Raw genomic sequence first — 14,290 nt, 5'->3', positions numbered from 1 at the left:
GCGCGTAACTGTCTGGTGTGAGACCCCCATGACCGACATCGAACCCGAAGAAACCGTCGACGCCAGAGGCGCAGCGTGCCCCGGTCCCCTGATGGACCTCATCGGAGCGATCCGGAGCGCGGAGTCGGGCGACGTGGTCCGGCTCCTGAGCGACAGCGACGGGTCGCTCACCGACGTTCCCGAGTGGGCCGATGAGGCCGGCAACGAACTGCTCGCCGTCGAAGAGCTCGACGAGCACAACGCGTTCTACGTGGAGAAAGCATGACCGAACGCATCGTCATCGTAGGCGGCGGGACCGGCGGATCGGTGCTCGCCAACGACCTCGCCGACCGGCTCGGTCCGGAGCTCGACGCCGGCGACGTGGAGGTCACCCTGATCAACGACGGCCCCGACCACGTGTACAAGCCGGTCTGGCTGTACGTGCCGTTCGGCAAGCGCGAACCGGCGGACGGTCGCCGCGCGCTCGACGAGCTGGTCGACGACGCGGTCGACCTCCGGATCGACCGCGTGTCCGAGATCGACACGGATTCGCAGACGCTCCGGTTCGACGGTACCGCGCCGTCGATGGAGTACGACCACCTCGTGCTGGCGACCGGGTCGACGCTGGAGCCCGAGCAGATCCCCGGGCTCGTCGAAGGCGGACACGACTACTACAGCGAGTCGGGCGCGACGGCCCTTCGAGAGGAGCTGCTGGAGTTCACCGAGGGCGAGCTCGTCTTGAGCGTCATCGGGACGCCCCACATGTGTCCCGCGGCGCCGCTGGAGTTCGTCTTCATGACCGACGACTGGTTCCGCGAGCGCGGCCTGCGCGAGGACGTCGAGGTCACCTACACGTACCCGATCCAGCGCGTTCACGGGAATCCCCACATCGCCGAGTGGGCCCGTCCCATCATGGAGGACCGGGACATCAACGTGGAGACGTTCTTCAACGCCGAGTCTGTCGACCCCGACGCGGAGACCGTCACGTCGATGGAGGGGACCGAGCTCGACTACGACCTCCTCGTCTCGATTCCGCCTCACGGCGGCGTCGACCTGATCGAGGAGGCCGGCCTCGGCGACGACGGCTGGGTCGACGTGGACAAGCACACGCTAGAGGCGGCGGCCGCGAACAACGTCTACGCGCTCGGCGACACCGCCGACACGGGCGTCCCGAACGCGGGCAGCGTCGCGCACTACCAGGCCGGCGTCGTCGGCCAGCGCCTCGCCAGCGAGGTCCGAGGCCGCCCCGCGACGGCGACGTACGACGGGAAGACCCTGTGCTTCATCGAGACCGGGATGGACGCCGCCTCGTTCGTCGAGTTCGACTACGAGCGCCCGCCGTCGCCCGCGCCGCCCTCGGAGAAGCTCCACTGGTCGAAGCTGGCGTACAACGAGTCCTACTGGCTCACCGCGCGAGGGTTGCTCTGACCATGTCCGAGACGCACGAACCCGAGCCGGACGACCTCGAAGCGGCCATCGCGGAGAACCCGGAGGCGGTCGCCGAGCTCGTCGAGCGGCTCGACGCGGTCAACGAGCTGTTGGACGTGCTCTCGCTGGGCGAGGGCGCGCTCTCAGACGAGAGGGTCCGCGAGCTCTCGGCCACGGGGTCGACGCTCGCGGAGTCCGCCGACGGCCTGGCGACCGACGAGACCGTGGGGCTGGCCGAGGCGGTCGGCGAGAACGGCGACGAGCTGCGGGAGGCGCTCGACACGCTGCTCACGCTCCAGCGGAGCGGCACGCTCGACGAGCTGGCCGAGGTCGCGGAGGTCGGGTCGCTGGCGACCGCGGCCCTCGACGACGAGATGGTCGCGTCGCTGGCCGGGACCGGCGCCGCGCTCGGCGAGGTGGCGCAGACCGCGGCCGACGACGACACCCGCGAGGGCGTCGAGACGCTGCTGAAGGGGGTCGGCGAGGCGGAGCGCGACCCGCCGGATCGGGTCGGGGCCGTCGGGCTGATCCGCGGGGTGCGCGACCCGGACGTCCAGTACGGGCTGGGCTACCTGCTGGCGGTGGCGGGCGCGATCGGCCGCGAGCGCGCCGGGCGCGAGCGGAGCGAGGGATCGCGCTAGCGGGGGCGACGCGCCGTTCCGCGGCGCGAGCGGGCGGAGTCGGTCGTGGTCACTAGTTGTTTTTGCGTTGTATCGAGGGTGTCTGGAGCGACGACGCCGGCGACGGCGCGGGCAAAACAGAACCGGGGGCTCGTTCCGCGGCGGTCAGACGAGCAGTTGGATGTCCGCCTCGGCCATGTCCTGAAGCGCGGTGGCGGCGCCGACGCCCGTGGTAACGCCGTCGTAGAAGTTGTCCTCGTCGTAGTCCATCAGGTCGATGGTCATCTGACAGGCCTGGAACTCCACGCCCATGTCGAGGCTCGTTTCGAGGAGCTCCTCGATCGTGGCGGTGTCGTTGTCCGAGATCCGGCGCTCCATCATCTTCGTCGTGACGCGGTCCATCCCGGGGAGCGCGGCGACGGCGTTCGGCACGGGCATGTTGGGGTTGCCGACGGAGCTGAGCTGGAGGTTCTTCGACCGCTCCTCGTGGAGGATGTCGAGCCCCCAGAACGTGTGGAAGACGGTCACCTCGTAGCCGAACGCGGCAGCGGTGCTGGCGAGGATGAGCGGCGGGTACGCCATGTCGAGCGTCCCCTTGGTGGCGATGATGCTCATCTTCTTGCCGCCGTCGTCGGCGGTGGCCTCGGCGAGCGCCTCCTCGACCTCGTCGACGCGCGCGGCCAATTCCGCGCGGGAGGGCGCGTCGTCGGTCGGCGCGTCGTCGGCCGACGCGTCGGGTGTGTCCGTGCTCATCGTTACTCCGTCTTGCGGACGTAGTGTTTGTACACGTCGTCGCTTTCCGTCTGGTCGAGGAGCTCGACGCCCTCGGTGCCGTCGGCCCAGCCGTCGAGGTCGCTCATGCTTCCGGGGTCGGTCGCCAGCACTTCGAGGACCTCGCCCGCGTCGAGGCCGTCGACGGCGGACTTCGTCTTCACTACCGGCATGGGGCACGATGCGCCTTTCACGTCGAGCGTCTCCGCGATGTCGAATTCAGCACTCATTGTGTATCTGCTCCGGTGTCTGTATTGGAGCTAGCGCACAATACCCCCCGGTGAAGTAAAACTGTGTCGGTTCTTGGGAATTCTCCCAACTACTGTATAAAGTGAAACCTGTTTAGTCGCCGCATAAGCCCCTGAGTACAACAGTAAGAGATACGGACCGGTTTCTATTGAATATAGTATTGCTTAGAAAAGGAAATACTATGAAAATGCTTTTGTGCGTCGACCCGGTATGAACGACTGCGAAACATGAATGCCGACGACTTCCCGACTCCGGACGTCGACGTCGACTCCGTCGACCCGGAATCGCTCAAAGACCGAATCGACGCCGGCGAAGACGTCACGATCCTCGACGCGCGCATGCAGTCGGACTACGAGGAGTGGCGCATCGACGGCGAGAACGTCACGTCGATCAACGTCCCGTACTTCGAGTTCCTCGAAGACGAGATCGACGACGACGTTCTCGACCGGATCCCCGACGACCGCGAGGTGACCGTCCTCTGCGCGAAGGGCGGCGCCAGCGAGTACGTCGCGGGCACGCTCACGGAGCGCGGCTACGACGTCGACCACCTCGAAGACGGGATGAACGGCTGGGCGAGCATCTACGAGGCCGTCGAGGTCGACCGCTACGACGGGGCCGGCACGCTCCTCCAGTACCAGCGCCCCTCCTCGGGCTGCCTCGGCTACCTCCTCTACGACGACGGGGAGGCCGCGATCATCGACCCGCTGCGGGCGTTCACCGACCGCTACCTCGACGACGCCGACGAACTCGGCGTCGAACTGAACTACGCCCTCGACACGCACGTCCACGCCGACCACATCTCGGGCGTGCGCGACCTCGACGCCGCGGGCGTCGAAGGCGTCATCCCCGAGGCCGCGGTCGACCGCGGCGTCACGTACGCCGATGAGCTGACCACGGCCGCCGACGGCGACACGTTCGCGGTCGGCGACGCCACCGTCGAGACCGTCTACACTCCCGGCCACACGACCGGGATGACCTCATACCTCGTCGACGAGAGCCTGCTCGCGACCGGCGACGGGCTGTTCATCGAGAGCGTCGCCCGCCCCGACCTCGAGGAGGGCGACGAGGGCGCCCCCGACGCCGCGCGCCTGCTGTACGAGTCACTTCAGGAGCGGGTGCTGACGCTGCCCGACGACACGCTCATCGGCGGCGCGCACTTCAGCGACGCGGCCGTCGCGGCCGACGACGGCACCTACACGGCGCCGATCGGCGAGCTCGTCGAGGAGATGGACGCGCTCACGATGGACGAGCAGGCGTTCGTCGACCTGATCCTCTCGGACATGCCGCCGCGCCCGGCCAACTACGAGGACATCATCGCGACGAACCTCGGACAGAACGCCGTCGACGACGACGAGGCGTTCACCCTGGAGCTCGGGCCGAACAACTGCGCCGCCAGTCAGGACTCGCTCGCGGGTGACTGACGACGCCGATGGTCGCTGACCCAGTACTGCTGCAGGCGGTCGCCGAGCTGTTCCCGAACGGGGTCAGCCGGTACGCCGTCGGCGGACTGCTCGTCGGTCTCGGGACCGTCGTCATCTACGTCGGAACGGGTATCCCGGCCGGGGCGAGCACGTTCCTGGAGTCGACGCTGTCGTACGTCTCCGGCCAGTCCCGGTTCCGGCGGTACGTCGGATCGCGGGACTGGCGGCTCGTGTTCACCGCCGGCATCATCCTCGGCGGGCTCGCGTTCGCCGCGACGTTCCAGTCGGGGCTAGTCACGAGCCCGCTCTACGAGCCCGGGACGACCGGCACGCTGTACGAGGTCGCCGGCGTGACGCTCTGGGCGACCGACGTCCAGCCGTGGCGGCTGTTCTTCGGCGGGATCCTCGTTGGGATCGGCACCCGCATCGGGAAGGGGTGTACGTCCGGCCACGGGGTCTGTGGCGTCGGATCGGCGTCGAAAACGTCGCTGGTCGGCGTCGCGACGTTCCTCGCCGTGGCGATCGGGACCGCCCAGGTCGTCGCCGCGCTGGGGGTGAGTCCGTAGATGGCGGACCGACATCCGCTGTTCAAGCCGCTGATCTTCGTCGGCGGCCTGATCTTCGGGTTCGGACTCGGGTTCAGCCACATGGCGCGGCCGGAGGTCGTGCTGAACTTCCTCACATTCGAGGACCTCGGCCTCCCGTTCGTCATGTTCGGGGCCGCAATCGTCTCCGGGATCGCGTTCGCGCTGCTGCCGCGCATCCGCGACGCCGCGCCGCTCACCGGCGCTCCCTACGAGCGCCGGCTGAAGCCGTTCGACCGGAACGTCCTCGTCGGCGGCGCCGTCTTCGGCGTCGGCTGGGGGCTCTCTGGCATCTGTCCGGGCGCGGCGTACGCGAGCCTCGGGGTCGGTAACGTCACCATCCTCTGGGCGCTCGGCGGAATGTTCGTCGGCGCGTACGCGCAGGGGTACTGGCGGAGCCGGAGCGGAGCCCGCGACGCCGCCGCGGCGGGCGCGGACTAACGCACCGGCTCCATGGACCCCGCTCTCATCGCCCTCTCCGTCGGCGCGGCGCTCGCGAGCCTGTTCATGGCGTGGGTGATCGGCGCCGGGTCGAGCGGCGCGACCCCGTTCGCACCCGCCGTCGGCGCGAACGCCATCGGAACGATGCGCGCGGCCCTGCTGGTCGGCGTCTTCGGCTTCGCCGGCGCCGTCACGCAGGGCGGGAACGTCTCTGAGGCCGTCGGGAGCGGCCTCGTTGGCGGGATCAGCCTGCCCGTCGCCGGCGTCATCCTCGTGCTCGTGCTGGGCGCGGGGCTGATGGCGGTGGGCATCACCACTGGGATTCCGATCGCGACCGCGTTCACCGTGACCGGCGCCGTCATCGGCGTCGGGCTCGCGCTCGGCGGGACGCCGGTCTGGGCGAAGTACCAACAGATCGGCGCCGTCTGGCTCCTGACGCCGTTCATCGGCGGCGGCATCGCGTTCGCCATCGCCAGCGTCCTCCCGCGACCCGGGGCGCCCGAGCGGTACAGCGTCCCGGTCCTCGCCGGGCTGGTCGGGAGCGTCCTCGTGAACGTCCGGTTCAGTTTCCTCGGCGAGGGGACCGCGCCCGGGACCGTCCGCGGTCTCGGACAGCGGACCCTGTCGCTCGACGGGACCGCGTCGGCGGTCGCGATCACCGGCCTCGCGGCGCTGGCCGTCGCGGCCGTCGTCTGGTGGGACGTGAGCCGCGACGAGCAGGGCGGGCTGCGGCGCGTGCTGCTCGCGCTCGGGTCGCTCGTCGCGTTCTCCGCGGGCGGGAGTCAGGTCGGGCTCGCGGTCGGACCGCTCCTACCACTGCTCGACGAGGTGGGAATGGTGTCGGCCACCGCCGTCCTCGTCGGCGGCGGGCTCGGGATGCTGGTCGGCTCGTGGACCGGCGCGCCCCGGATGATAAAGTCGCTGGCGCAGGACTACTCCTCGCTCGGGCCGCGCCGCTCCATCTCGGCGCTCGTCCCGTCGTTCCTGATCGCGCAGCTGGCCGTGCTGCTCGGCGTGCCGGTCTCGTTCAACGAGATCGTCGTGAGCGCGATCATCGGGAGCGGCGCGGCCGTCGGCGGTCGGGAGGCCGTCGACGCGGAGAAGATCCTCACGACTGTGGGGGCGTGGGCCGGCTCGTTCGGCCTCTCGTTCACGCTCGCGTACGCGGCCGCCGCGCTCGTCTTGTGATTGGCGCGCGCCGCGGCGTCGCCTACCCTTAAACCGCCCGAGGCGGCGGGACGAGGAAGACGTTGCCCGTCGCCCGCGTGACGATCTCCTCCGAGACGCTGCCCAGCAGGAGCCGCCGGATCCGGCTCCGCCCCTTCGACCCGACGAGGACCGTCGACGGAGTGACCTCGGCCTCGACGGCGAGGATCTCCTCGGCGGGGTCGCCGCGGCGGACCTCGGTCCGCGTCTCGATCCCCCAGCCCTCCAGCGTGCTCGCCCGCTCTGCCAGCCGCTCCGCGGGACCGCCGCCGGCGTCCGGCCCGTCGTCCTTCGGCGACCGGACGTGGACGAGCGTCGCCTCCTCGGTCGCGCGACGGAGGTACGAGAAGGCGTCGAACGCCCGGTCGGCGTGCTCAGAGAAGTCTGTCGCGAAGAGGACGTGCCGGAAGAGGTGTTCGCGGAGGACATCGGGGTCGTCGGCCGCCCGCTCGACGCGGTTGACCAGCAGCGGGACGACGGTGGTCCGGGCGAGGTTGCGGGCGGTCGAGCCGACGACCCGGTTCTCCAGCGGGCTCTGTCCGCGCGAACCCACGATCGTCAGGTCGGCGTGAACGGTCTCCGCGATGCCGTTGAGGCGGCGGTACGGGGTCCCGCGAACGACGTGCGTCTCGACGTCGAACCCCGCGGCCTCGATCACCTCGCGGTACCTGTCGAGCCCCCGCCGCCGGCGCTCCTCGAAGTCGACGCCGGGCATGCCGGGGTGGACGTTCGCCGAGACGACCGTGACGAGGTGGACCGTCTGGACGCCGATTCGGTCCAGGCAGCCGAGGCAGGTCTCGTTCTCGATCGTCGCCTCGCTGGCGGCCGACAGGTCGGTTGCGCACAGGGCCCTCATGTCGATCCCTTCGGCGGGCGGCGACAACACGGTTTTGTTCATCGGTTGATACTTCAGCGAGCGCGAGCGCGTAGCCGGCGCTCGGGCCGACGGAGGCGCCGTATTATCTCTGTAAGTTATCGGTACTCCCGCCGAGGTTACCGGGATATAGTATTGTACATCAAGCCCAAAACCATTATAGGCACGAAGCGGATAGTGGACACCGAGCAGAAATGTGCCAAGACCGAATTTCCGCGTTCGGAAGCCGGAGGACGAATAGATGGCTGGACTAGAGATACCCTCGTGGGACCCAGAGACGGTCCTACTCATCGGCACGATTCTCCTGGAAGCGTTCGTGTTGTACGTGGGGTACGGCGGCCTCGAACGGCTCGTCGGGCCCTATCTGATGCGGCTCTTGGTCGGGGGTGACGCCAGTGCTCGGTAACTTCCTCGGCGGCCTCGGCATCTTCGAGACGAGCCCCGAGATGTTGGCGCTGTTCGTCGGGTTCGGCCTCGTCGTCGGGGTGCTGTTCGGGTTCTTCGGCATGGGCGGGTCGTTCCTCGTCACCCCGGCCCTCCTAATGCTAGACTACCCGGCCTCCGTCGCCGTCGGGAGCGGGATGGCGTTCGTCTTCGGAACGGCCGTCATCGCGACGCTGAAACACCACGACCTCGGGCAGGTGGACTACAAGCTCGGGGTGATCATGATCACCGGGACGACCATCGGCATCGAGGCCGGGCGCGCCAGCGTCTACTACCTCGAATCGATGGGGCTCGCCGGCGGCGTCATCAGCGTCGCCTACGTTGTCCTGCTCGGCGGCGTCGGCGCGATGGTCACGCGCGACGCCCTCAAGGGCGACGACGACGGCGGCGTCGACCACGAGGCCGCCGACAAGGACCTCGACGAGTACGAGATCCCCGACGTCGCCAAGAAGATCCAACGGACCGTTCGGATCCCGCCGATGGTGACGCTCCGCGGCGACGTCACCGTCTCCGTGTGGGTCATCACGGCCGTCGCCTTCTCGACCGGCGTCCTGTCCGGGTTCCTCGGCGTGGGCGGCGGCTTCATCCGGATGCCCGCGATGATCTACGCGATCGGCGTCCCGGTGCCCGTCGCCGTCGGGACCGACCTCTTCGAGATCGTCTTCTCCGGCGGGCTCGGGAGCTACCTCTACGGACAGGACGGCGGCGTGAGCCTCGGCATCGTCGCCCCGCTGCTGTTCGGGAGCGCGCTCGGCGCGCGCGTCGGCTCCGCCGCGACCGCCGTCGTCGACTCCGACGAGATCAAGGTGTACTTCGGCGGGATGCTGCTCGTCGGCGCCCTCGCCGTGGGCATCGGCGAAGTTGGCTCGTACATCGGCAGCTCGACGCTCGAACTGCTCGGACTGGTGCTTACCATCGGCGCTGCGGTCGTCGTCGCCTTCGCGGTCCTCTACACGACGATCAGCTCGCTCCGCGTGACGCGTCAACAGCAGACGTCTGCCGCGGACTGACCCGTTTTTCTCCAGTCCACGGCCGCGGCATTGTTAGTTTCTTTCAACACTATCGAGAGCGACCGGTCTCTCGGACCGACGGGAGCGGCGGCGACCGCCGCATCTGGTGGCGGCGACCCGGCGCGGACCGCCACATCCGAGGACGGTGACCGCGACCCTCACAGCCCTTCTTCGCCGCCCTCCTGCGTGAGGAGGACGACCATCGAGAGCCCGGAGATGAGGAGGAGGATGAGCGTCGGCACCACGGCGTACTGGTAGAGCGCGGTCGACTGCGCGCGCCAGATCTGCGTGACGATCGTGTCGAACCCCGTGGGGCGGAGCACCAGCGTGACCGGTAGCTCCTTCATCGTCGTGAGGAACACGAGCGCGGCCCCGGCGACGATCCCCGAGCGCGTGAGCGGGAACGTGACGCGCTTGAACGCGCCGGTCGGCGACTCCCCGAGCGTCCGCCCGGCCTCGACGAGCCGCGGGTCGACCTGGAGGATCGACGTGCGGGCCGAGCCGACCGCCTGGGGGAGGAAGCGGACGACGTAGGCGAAGACCAGCAGGGGGAGCGTCTGGTAGAGCCACGGGACGTAGCCGGAGCCGAAGTACACCAGCGCGAGCGCCAACACGATGCCCGGCACCGCGAACCCGACGTACGTCGCGCGCTCGAAGACGACCGCGAGCGGCGAGTCGTGGTTCGCGGCGAAGTACGCGATCGGGAGGGCGGCCAGCGCGGCGACGACCGCCGCGGCCGCCGAGACGGACACCGAGTTGAGCACCTGTATCGGCTCGAACGCGAGCGAGGGGCGGCGGCCGGCCTCCGAGCGAACGAGCCACAGCCCGAGGATCCACAGCGGGACCAAGAGCGCAAACGCGGACACGCCGGCCGGGAGCAGCGTCGCCGGCCACCGCAGCCACCCGAGCGACACCCGGTCGTCGGTGCGGCCCGCGTCGTCGCCGCTCGTGTCGCGGTCCGAGCGGACGGCCCACTCCAGCGCGAGCACGAGGACCACCACGACGAGCAGCTGGAGCGACAGCAGCGCCGCGTAGTCGCGTCCGAACGCGTTGTACTCGACGTAGATCTGGCGGGTGAACACCGGGAGCCGCATGATCGACGGCGTCCCGAAGTCCGAGACCGCGTACAGCGCGGCGAGCAGCGACCCGGCGGCGATCGCCGGCCGAATAGTCGGGAGGGTCACGCGGCGGAACGCCGCGAGCCGCCCGTGGTTCAGCGTCCGGGCGGCCTCCAGCAGCGTCGTGTCGAACGACAGCAGCGCGGCCCGGGTCGTCAGGTAGACGTACGGGTAGGTGTACAGCGTGATGACGAGGATCGACCCGGAGAGGCCGCCGATCTCGGGGACGCGCTGGACGCCGAGCGGCGCGAGGACCTCGTGGAACTCGCCCTGCGGGCCGAACGCGGAGACGAACGAGAAGGCTCCCACGTAGCTCGGGACGACGAGCGGAAGGGCGGCCGCGACCGACCAGAAGCGACGGAAGGGGAGGTCGGTCCGGGCGGTGAGGTACGCGAGCGGCACGCCGATCCCGACCGAGAGGCCGGTGACGCCCGCCATCAGGAGGAGGCTGTTGACGAGGACCTCCGCGGTGCCGGCGCTGAAGAGGAGGTCCGTCGCGCGCCCGCGGTCGACGGCGATCGCCTCGATGACGAGCCACGCCAGCGGGAACACGAGCGTGGCGGCGATCGCCGCGCACAGCAGCGTGAGCCCGATCGGCAGCCTGTCGTCGCCGTCGGTCAAGCGGTCGCGGAGCCGGTTTCGCAGGGTCATTGTACGGGGCAGAGTCTCTGTCCGAGCGTGGTCGCGGCCGGCGTTAGGGGTTCCGATCGCGCGTCGAGCGCGCTCCGACGGATATATTAATTTAGGGCTGCCTAAAATATTCCATGGAACTGACGCGACGCGACGCGGCGGCCGCGCTGGCCGCGATCGGCGCGACCGGCGGCGTCGCGCTCGGCGTCCGTCGGGCGACCGGCGACGGCGGTCGGGGAGGCGCCGAGGCGGAGCCCGCGCGGGACGGCGACGGCACCCCCGGCGACGAGGCAGTCCGCGAGGCGATGACGGCGGTCGCGCGGACCGTCTACCCGGAGGCGGTCTCCGGGCTGGACGCGTTCGTCGACGGCCTCCTCGACGGCCGCCTCGACGGGTCGGCGCACGCCGAGGGGATCCGAGCCGCGGTCGCCGAGGTCGAGTCGGCCGCCCGGTCGTGGTACGGCGCGCCGGTCGCCGACCTCTCGCCCGCCGACCGCGACGAGCTGCTCCGGGAGATGGGCGCGGACGTGGCCGAGGAGAACCCGGACGGAACGACCGCGGAGCGAGTCCGGTACTACGTCGTCAACGAGCTGCTGCTCGCGCTGTACGCCTCGCCGACGGGCGGGGAGCTCGTCGGCATCGAGAACCCGCAGGGGCACGCGGGCGGCGCGGAGAGCTACCGGCAGGGGCCCCGATGAGCGGCGCGGAGGACGCGAGCGGCGGACGGGACGCTCGTTACCGGCAGACCGGCGACCGGGCCCGCGGCGACGTCGACCGCACGCCCGTGCCGGACACGGACGTCTGCGTCGTCGGCGCCGGCCCCGCGGGAGCGCTCGTCGCCGACCGGCTGGCGGGCGACCGCGAGGTCGTCGTGCTCGACGCGGGCCCGCGATTCGACCCCGCCGACCGGCTCGCGAGACAGGAGCGCGCGATCCGCCCGTTCTACGACCGGCCGGACGTCTGGGACGTGGGCGGCGAGCGCGACGCCCACGAGACCGCCGGCGACCGCCCGTACCCGCTCAACCACGCCCGCGTGAAGGGCGTCGGCGGGTCGACGCTCCACTGGCAGGGGATGGTGATGCGGCTCCACGAGGACGATTTCAACTCCGGCACGGCGCGGGGCGTCGGGCCGGACTGGCCGATCGACTACGAGGACCTCCGCCCCTACTACGCCGAGGCCGAGCGCGAGCTGGGCGTCGCGGGCGCGTCGGACAACCCCTACGCGCCGCCGCGCGAGGAGCCGCACCCGATGCCGGCGTTCGAGCCCTCCTACAGCGACTCGCTGTTCGCCGAGGCCTGCGAGTCGCTCGGGATCGCCATGCACTCCGTGCCGAACGCGCGCAACTCCGAGCCGTACGACGACCGGTCCCCCTGCGTCGGCTACGGCACCTGCCAGCCGGTGTGTCCGAGCGGCGCGAAGTACGACGCGACGGTCCACGTCGAGCGCGCCGAGGAGCGGGGCGCGACCGTCATCGACCGGGCGTCCGTGCGGTCGCTGGAGCACGACGGCGACGACAGGGTGACCGCGGCGGTGTACGCGACCCCTGACGGGGCTGAACACAGGCAGACGGCCGACGCCTTCGTCGTCGCCGCGGGCGGCGTGGAGACGCCGCGGCTCCTGCTCCTCTCCGCCTCGGACCGATACCCCGACGGGCTCGCGAACGGGAGCGGTCACGTCGGCGAGTTCTTCATGGACCACCTGTTCGCGGGGGCGGGCGGCACCCTCGACGAGCCGACCAGACAGAACCACGTCGGCTTCTACACCAGCGCCTGCGACCAGTTCTACGACGAGGCCGACGAGGCGCAGGCCCCGTTCAAGCTGGAGTTCTTCAACTACGCCGGCCCCTCGCCGGTCGAGACGGCCCTGTCGGGCGACGACTGGGGCGACCCGCTGCTCGACCAGCTCCGTGAGGGGTACGGGAATCACGTCGCCATGGGCGGGCTCGTCGAGCAGGCCCCGCGGGCCGACAGCCGGATCGCCCTCGCCGACGACCGCACCGACGATCACGGGGACCCGGCGCCGCGGGTCGAGTGGAGCGTGGGCGAGCGCGCGCTCGACACGATCGAGCGGGCGAACGAGATCCAGGTCGCGATCTTGGAGGAGCTCGGCGCCGACGTACAGTGGGTCGCCGGGCCGGACGCGACCGGGCCCGCCTACCACCACATGGGCACGACGCGGATGAGCGACGACCCCGACCGGGGGGTCGTCGACGCCGACTGCCGGACCCACGACCTCGACAACTGCTGGATCGCCTCCAGCTCCGTCTTCCCGACGAGCGGCGCGATGAACCCCACCCTCACCATCGCCGCGCTCGCGCTCCGCGTCGCCGACGACGTGGAAGCCCGCCTCTCGGCGCAGACCTGACTGCCGTCGAACATTATTTTAGGTAAACCTAAAAACTCAAGTGGGTGCGAGCGGAGATCCGGGTAATGAGCGACTCAGCACACGCGACGAACGGATCTGCGAGCGCCGTCGACGTGACGGAGACCGTCGAGGAAGAGGGCGGGGGCTCGGCGGACGAGGAGATCGAGAGCGCGGCGGACGAGAAAGGCGAGAGCGTGGCGAACGGGGGGGACGGCGGGGCATACACCTTCGACGACCTCAGCGTCGTGATGGGGACGTACAACGAGGCGGAGGCGATCGGGACGGTCCTCGATGACATCGACGAGGTCACGGACGGGAGGGCGGAGGTCGTCTGCGTCGACGGATCCGACGACCGCACTCCGGAGATCGCCCGCGAGCACGGCGCTCGGGTCATCGAACAGGAGCCGCAGGGGTACGGCGTCGCCGTCCGCGAGGCGATCCTGACCCCCGACCGACCGGTGGTCGTCACGACCGACTGCGACGACACCTACCCCATGGAGGCGCTGCCGGAGTTCCTCGCCGAGGTCAACGACGGCGCGGACGTGGTAAGCGGCGACCGGCTCTACCACGGCGCGGAGGCGATGCCGGCGTTCAACCGCTTCGGAAACCACGCGTTCGCCGCGGTCGCGAGCCTGCTCATGGGTGAGCGCGTCCACGACACCACGACCGGGATGCGCGCGTACCGTCGCGAGGTGGTCGAGGAGATCGGCTGGACGGAGAACACCGGCCTCTCAGCGGAACTCCTCATCCGCCCGCTGATGCGCGGCTACGACGTGCGCGAGCGCCCGATCGCCTACGCCGAGCGGCTCGGCGACACGAAGCTCGACCCAATCGGCGGCGGCGCCGCCATCGCGAAGTCGATCGTCACCGTCTGCCTCGAAGAGCAACTGCGGCGCTTCTGAGGGCGCTTCGCCCCCGACGCGACGCCGTACGGCGGTCCGGACGGACGCTGTGGGCACAGTGGACCGCCGCCGGCGACGGTTTCTACGACCCTGAGCGACAGCGCCGATTATACATAAACAGACGCGGCGGTCGGCGCGTGCCGACGAACGCCCGCGGGGCGTGAGTCGCAGGCGCGAGGGAGTCGCTGGCTCACGGAGCGAAGCGGAGGGTGCCAGCGACGAGGCTGGGGAGGGGTGAGGCGCGGTGC

General features: G+C 70.2%; 16 protein-coding genes. 12 read left to right on the top strand and 4 right to left on the bottom strand.

Annotation, left to right across the window (positions count from 1 at the left end; all coding sequences use genetic code 11):
- Nucleotides 1–28: 28 nt before the first annotated feature.
- From B9G49_RS09325 to B9G49_RS09315, 3 genes are read left to right on the top strand one after another with little or no spacing between them, the layout of a single operon-like run.
- Nucleotides 29–265 carry a sulfurtransferase TusA family protein gene (locus B9G49_RS09325; protein WP_086216166.1) on the top strand — a complete coding sequence of 79 codons (237 nt, stop codon included), beginning with the start codon at nucleotides 29–31 and terminating at the stop codon, nucleotides 263–265.
- The gene (locus B9G49_RS09320) at nucleotides 262–1,407 is read left to right on the top strand and encodes an NAD(P)/FAD-dependent oxidoreductase (RefSeq protein ID WP_086216165.1); all 1,146 of its coding nucleotides are present in this window, start codon (nucleotides 262–264) and stop codon (nucleotides 1,405–1,407) included. The genes B9G49_RS09325 and B9G49_RS09320 overlap by 4 nt, the downstream gene beginning before the upstream one ends.
- A 2-nt stretch (nucleotides 1,408–1,409) precedes the next feature.
- Nucleotides 1,410–2,048, top strand: a complete 639-nt coding sequence (locus B9G49_RS09315; RefSeq protein ID WP_086216164.1) for a DUF1641 domain-containing protein — start codon at nucleotides 1,410–1,412, stop codon at nucleotides 2,046–2,048.
- A gap of 144 nt (nucleotides 2,049–2,192) precedes the next feature.
- Here the strand turns inward: B9G49_RS09315 and B9G49_RS09310 are convergent, their stop codons facing one another.
- Together B9G49_RS09310 and B9G49_RS09305 are read right to left on the bottom strand one after the other, a co-directional pair.
- Nucleotides 2,193–2,780, bottom strand: coding sequence for a DsrE/DsrF/DrsH-like family protein (locus B9G49_RS09310; RefSeq protein ID WP_086216163.1), 588 nt, complete (start codon nucleotides 2,778–2,780; stop codon nucleotides 2,193–2,195).
- A gap of 2 nt (nucleotides 2,781–2,782) precedes the next feature.
- Entirely contained in the window at nucleotides 2,783–3,028 is a 246-nt protein-coding gene (locus B9G49_RS09305) for a sulfurtransferase TusA family protein (RefSeq protein ID WP_086216162.1), read from the bottom strand.
- 246 nt (nucleotides 3,029–3,274) lie between these two features.
- Between B9G49_RS09305 and B9G49_RS09300 the strand changes: the two genes are divergently transcribed.
- Genes B9G49_RS09300 through B9G49_RS09285 form a run of 4 tightly spaced genes read left to right on the top strand, consistent with a single transcriptional unit; the run spans nucleotide 3,275 to nucleotide 6,681 of the window.
- Nucleotides 3,275–4,468: an MBL fold metallo-hydrolase gene (locus B9G49_RS09300; RefSeq protein ID WP_049932291.1), complete on the top strand. Its 1,194-nt coding sequence runs from the start codon at nucleotides 3,275–3,277 to the stop codon at nucleotides 4,466–4,468.
- A gap of 8 nt (nucleotides 4,469–4,476) precedes the next feature.
- Nucleotides 4,477–5,034, top strand: a complete 558-nt coding sequence (locus B9G49_RS09295) for a YeeE/YedE family protein (RefSeq protein WP_049932290.1) — start codon at nucleotides 4,477–4,479, stop codon at nucleotides 5,032–5,034.
- Nucleotides 5,035–5,493, top strand: a complete 459-nt coding sequence (locus B9G49_RS09290; protein WP_049932289.1) for a YeeE/YedE family protein — start codon at nucleotides 5,035–5,037, stop codon at nucleotides 5,491–5,493.
- A gap of 12 nt (nucleotides 5,494–5,505) precedes the next feature.
- Nucleotides 5,506–6,681, top strand: coding sequence for an inorganic phosphate transporter (locus B9G49_RS09285; RefSeq protein ID WP_086216161.1), 1,176 nt, complete (start codon nucleotides 5,506–5,508; stop codon nucleotides 6,679–6,681).
- A gap of 28 nt (nucleotides 6,682–6,709) precedes the next feature.
- Here the strand turns inward: B9G49_RS09285 and B9G49_RS09280 are convergent, their stop codons facing one another.
- Nucleotides 6,710–7,555, bottom strand: a complete 846-nt coding sequence (locus B9G49_RS09280; RefSeq protein WP_086216176.1) for a universal stress protein — start codon at nucleotides 7,553–7,555, stop codon at nucleotides 6,710–6,712.
- A gap of 259 nt (nucleotides 7,556–7,814) precedes the next feature.
- Between B9G49_RS09280 and B9G49_RS16760 the strand changes: the two genes are divergently transcribed.
- Both B9G49_RS16760 and B9G49_RS09275 read left to right on the top strand, forming a co-directional pair.
- The gene (locus tag B9G49_RS16760) at nucleotides 7,815–7,979 is read left to right on the top strand and encodes a hypothetical protein (protein WP_167373091.1); all 165 of its coding nucleotides are present in this window, start codon (nucleotides 7,815–7,817) and stop codon (nucleotides 7,977–7,979) included.
- Nucleotides 7,969–9,027 carry a sulfite exporter TauE/SafE family protein gene (locus B9G49_RS09275; RefSeq protein WP_394334817.1) on the top strand — a complete coding sequence of 353 codons (1,059 nt, stop codon included), beginning with the start codon at nucleotides 7,969–7,971 and terminating at the stop codon, nucleotides 9,025–9,027. Before B9G49_RS16760 ends, B9G49_RS09275 begins: the two co-directional genes overlap by 11 nt.
- Before the next feature lie 158 nt (nucleotides 9,028–9,185).
- On the opposite strand, the gene B9G49_RS09270 is transcribed toward B9G49_RS09275, so the two are convergent.
- Complete coding sequence (locus B9G49_RS09270) at nucleotides 9,186–10,796, bottom strand: iron ABC transporter permease (RefSeq protein WP_086216160.1); 1,611 nt, start codon at nucleotides 10,794–10,796, stop codon at nucleotides 9,186–9,188.
- A gap of 113 nt (nucleotides 10,797–10,909) precedes the next feature.
- Between B9G49_RS09270 and B9G49_RS09265 the strand changes: the two genes are divergently transcribed.
- The 3 genes from B9G49_RS09265 to B9G49_RS09255 all read left to right on the top strand — a co-directional run bounded on the left by B9G49_RS09265 (nucleotide 10,910) and on the right by B9G49_RS09255 (nucleotide 14,042).
- Nucleotides 10,910–11,473, top strand: a complete 564-nt coding sequence (locus tag B9G49_RS09265) for a gluconate 2-dehydrogenase subunit 3 family protein (RefSeq protein ID WP_086216159.1) — start codon at nucleotides 10,910–10,912, stop codon at nucleotides 11,471–11,473.
- Nucleotides 11,470–13,140, top strand: a complete 1,671-nt coding sequence (locus tag B9G49_RS09260; RefSeq protein ID WP_086216158.1) for a GMC family oxidoreductase — start codon at nucleotides 11,470–11,472, stop codon at nucleotides 13,138–13,140. Before B9G49_RS09265 ends, B9G49_RS09260 begins: the two co-directional genes overlap by 4 nt.
- 248 nt (nucleotides 13,141–13,388) lie before the next feature.
- Complete coding sequence (locus B9G49_RS09255) at nucleotides 13,389–14,042, top strand: dolichyl-phosphate hexose transferase (protein WP_233125185.1); 654 nt, start codon at nucleotides 13,389–13,391, stop codon at nucleotides 14,040–14,042.
- The last annotated feature ends 248 nt before the right edge of the window (nucleotides 14,043–14,290 follow it).

This window comes from Halorubrum sp. SD683, from assembly GCF_002135045.1.
Classification (GTDB): Archaea; Halobacteriota; Halobacteria; order Halobacteriales; family Haloferacaceae; genus Halorubrum; species Halorubrum ezzemoulense.
Note: the sequence above shows the minus strand (reverse complement) of the source record. Positions and strands in the feature narration are given on the sequence as shown.

Coding starts and splice junctions, on each gene's coding strand:
- B9G49_RS09325 (WP_086216166.1), top strand. CDS start 29: ATGACCGACATCGAACCCGAAGAAACCGTCGACGCCAGAGGCGCAGCG.
- B9G49_RS09320 (WP_086216165.1), top strand. CDS start 262: ATGACCGAACGCATCGTCATCGTAGGCGGCGGGACCGGCGGATCGGTG.
- B9G49_RS09315 (WP_086216164.1), top strand. CDS start 1,410: ATGTCCGAGACGCACGAACCCGAGCCGGACGACCTCGAAGCGGCCATC.
- B9G49_RS09310 (WP_086216163.1), bottom strand. CDS start 2,780: ATGAGCACGGACACACCCGACGCGTCGGCCGACGACGCGCCGACCGAC.
- B9G49_RS09305 (WP_086216162.1), bottom strand. CDS start 3,028: ATGAGTGCTGAATTCGACATCGCGGAGACGCTCGACGTGAAAGGCGCA.
- B9G49_RS09300 (WP_049932291.1), top strand. CDS start 3,275: ATGAATGCCGACGACTTCCCGACTCCGGACGTCGACGTCGACTCCGTC.
- B9G49_RS09295 (WP_049932290.1), top strand. CDS start 4,477: ATGGTCGCTGACCCAGTACTGCTGCAGGCGGTCGCCGAGCTGTTCCCG.
- B9G49_RS09290 (WP_049932289.1), top strand. CDS start 5,035: ATGGCGGACCGACATCCGCTGTTCAAGCCGCTGATCTTCGTCGGCGGC.
- B9G49_RS09285 (WP_086216161.1), top strand. CDS start 5,506: ATGGACCCCGCTCTCATCGCCCTCTCCGTCGGCGCGGCGCTCGCGAGC.
- B9G49_RS09280 (WP_086216176.1), bottom strand. CDS start 7,555: ATGAGGGCCCTGTGCGCAACCGACCTGTCGGCCGCCAGCGAGGCGACG.
- B9G49_RS16760 (WP_167373091.1), top strand. CDS start 7,815: ATGGCTGGACTAGAGATACCCTCGTGGGACCCAGAGACGGTCCTACTC.
- B9G49_RS09270 (WP_086216160.1), bottom strand. CDS start 10,796: ATGACCCTGCGAAACCGGCTCCGCGACCGCTTGACCGACGGCGACGAC.
- B9G49_RS09265 (WP_086216159.1), top strand. CDS start 10,910: ATGGAACTGACGCGACGCGACGCGGCGGCCGCGCTGGCCGCGATCGGC.
- B9G49_RS09260 (WP_086216158.1), top strand. CDS start 11,470: ATGAGCGGCGCGGAGGACGCGAGCGGCGGACGGGACGCTCGTTACCGG.
- B9G49_RS09255 (WP_233125185.1), top strand. CDS start 13,389: ATGGGGACGTACAACGAGGCGGAGGCGATCGGGACGGTCCTCGATGAC.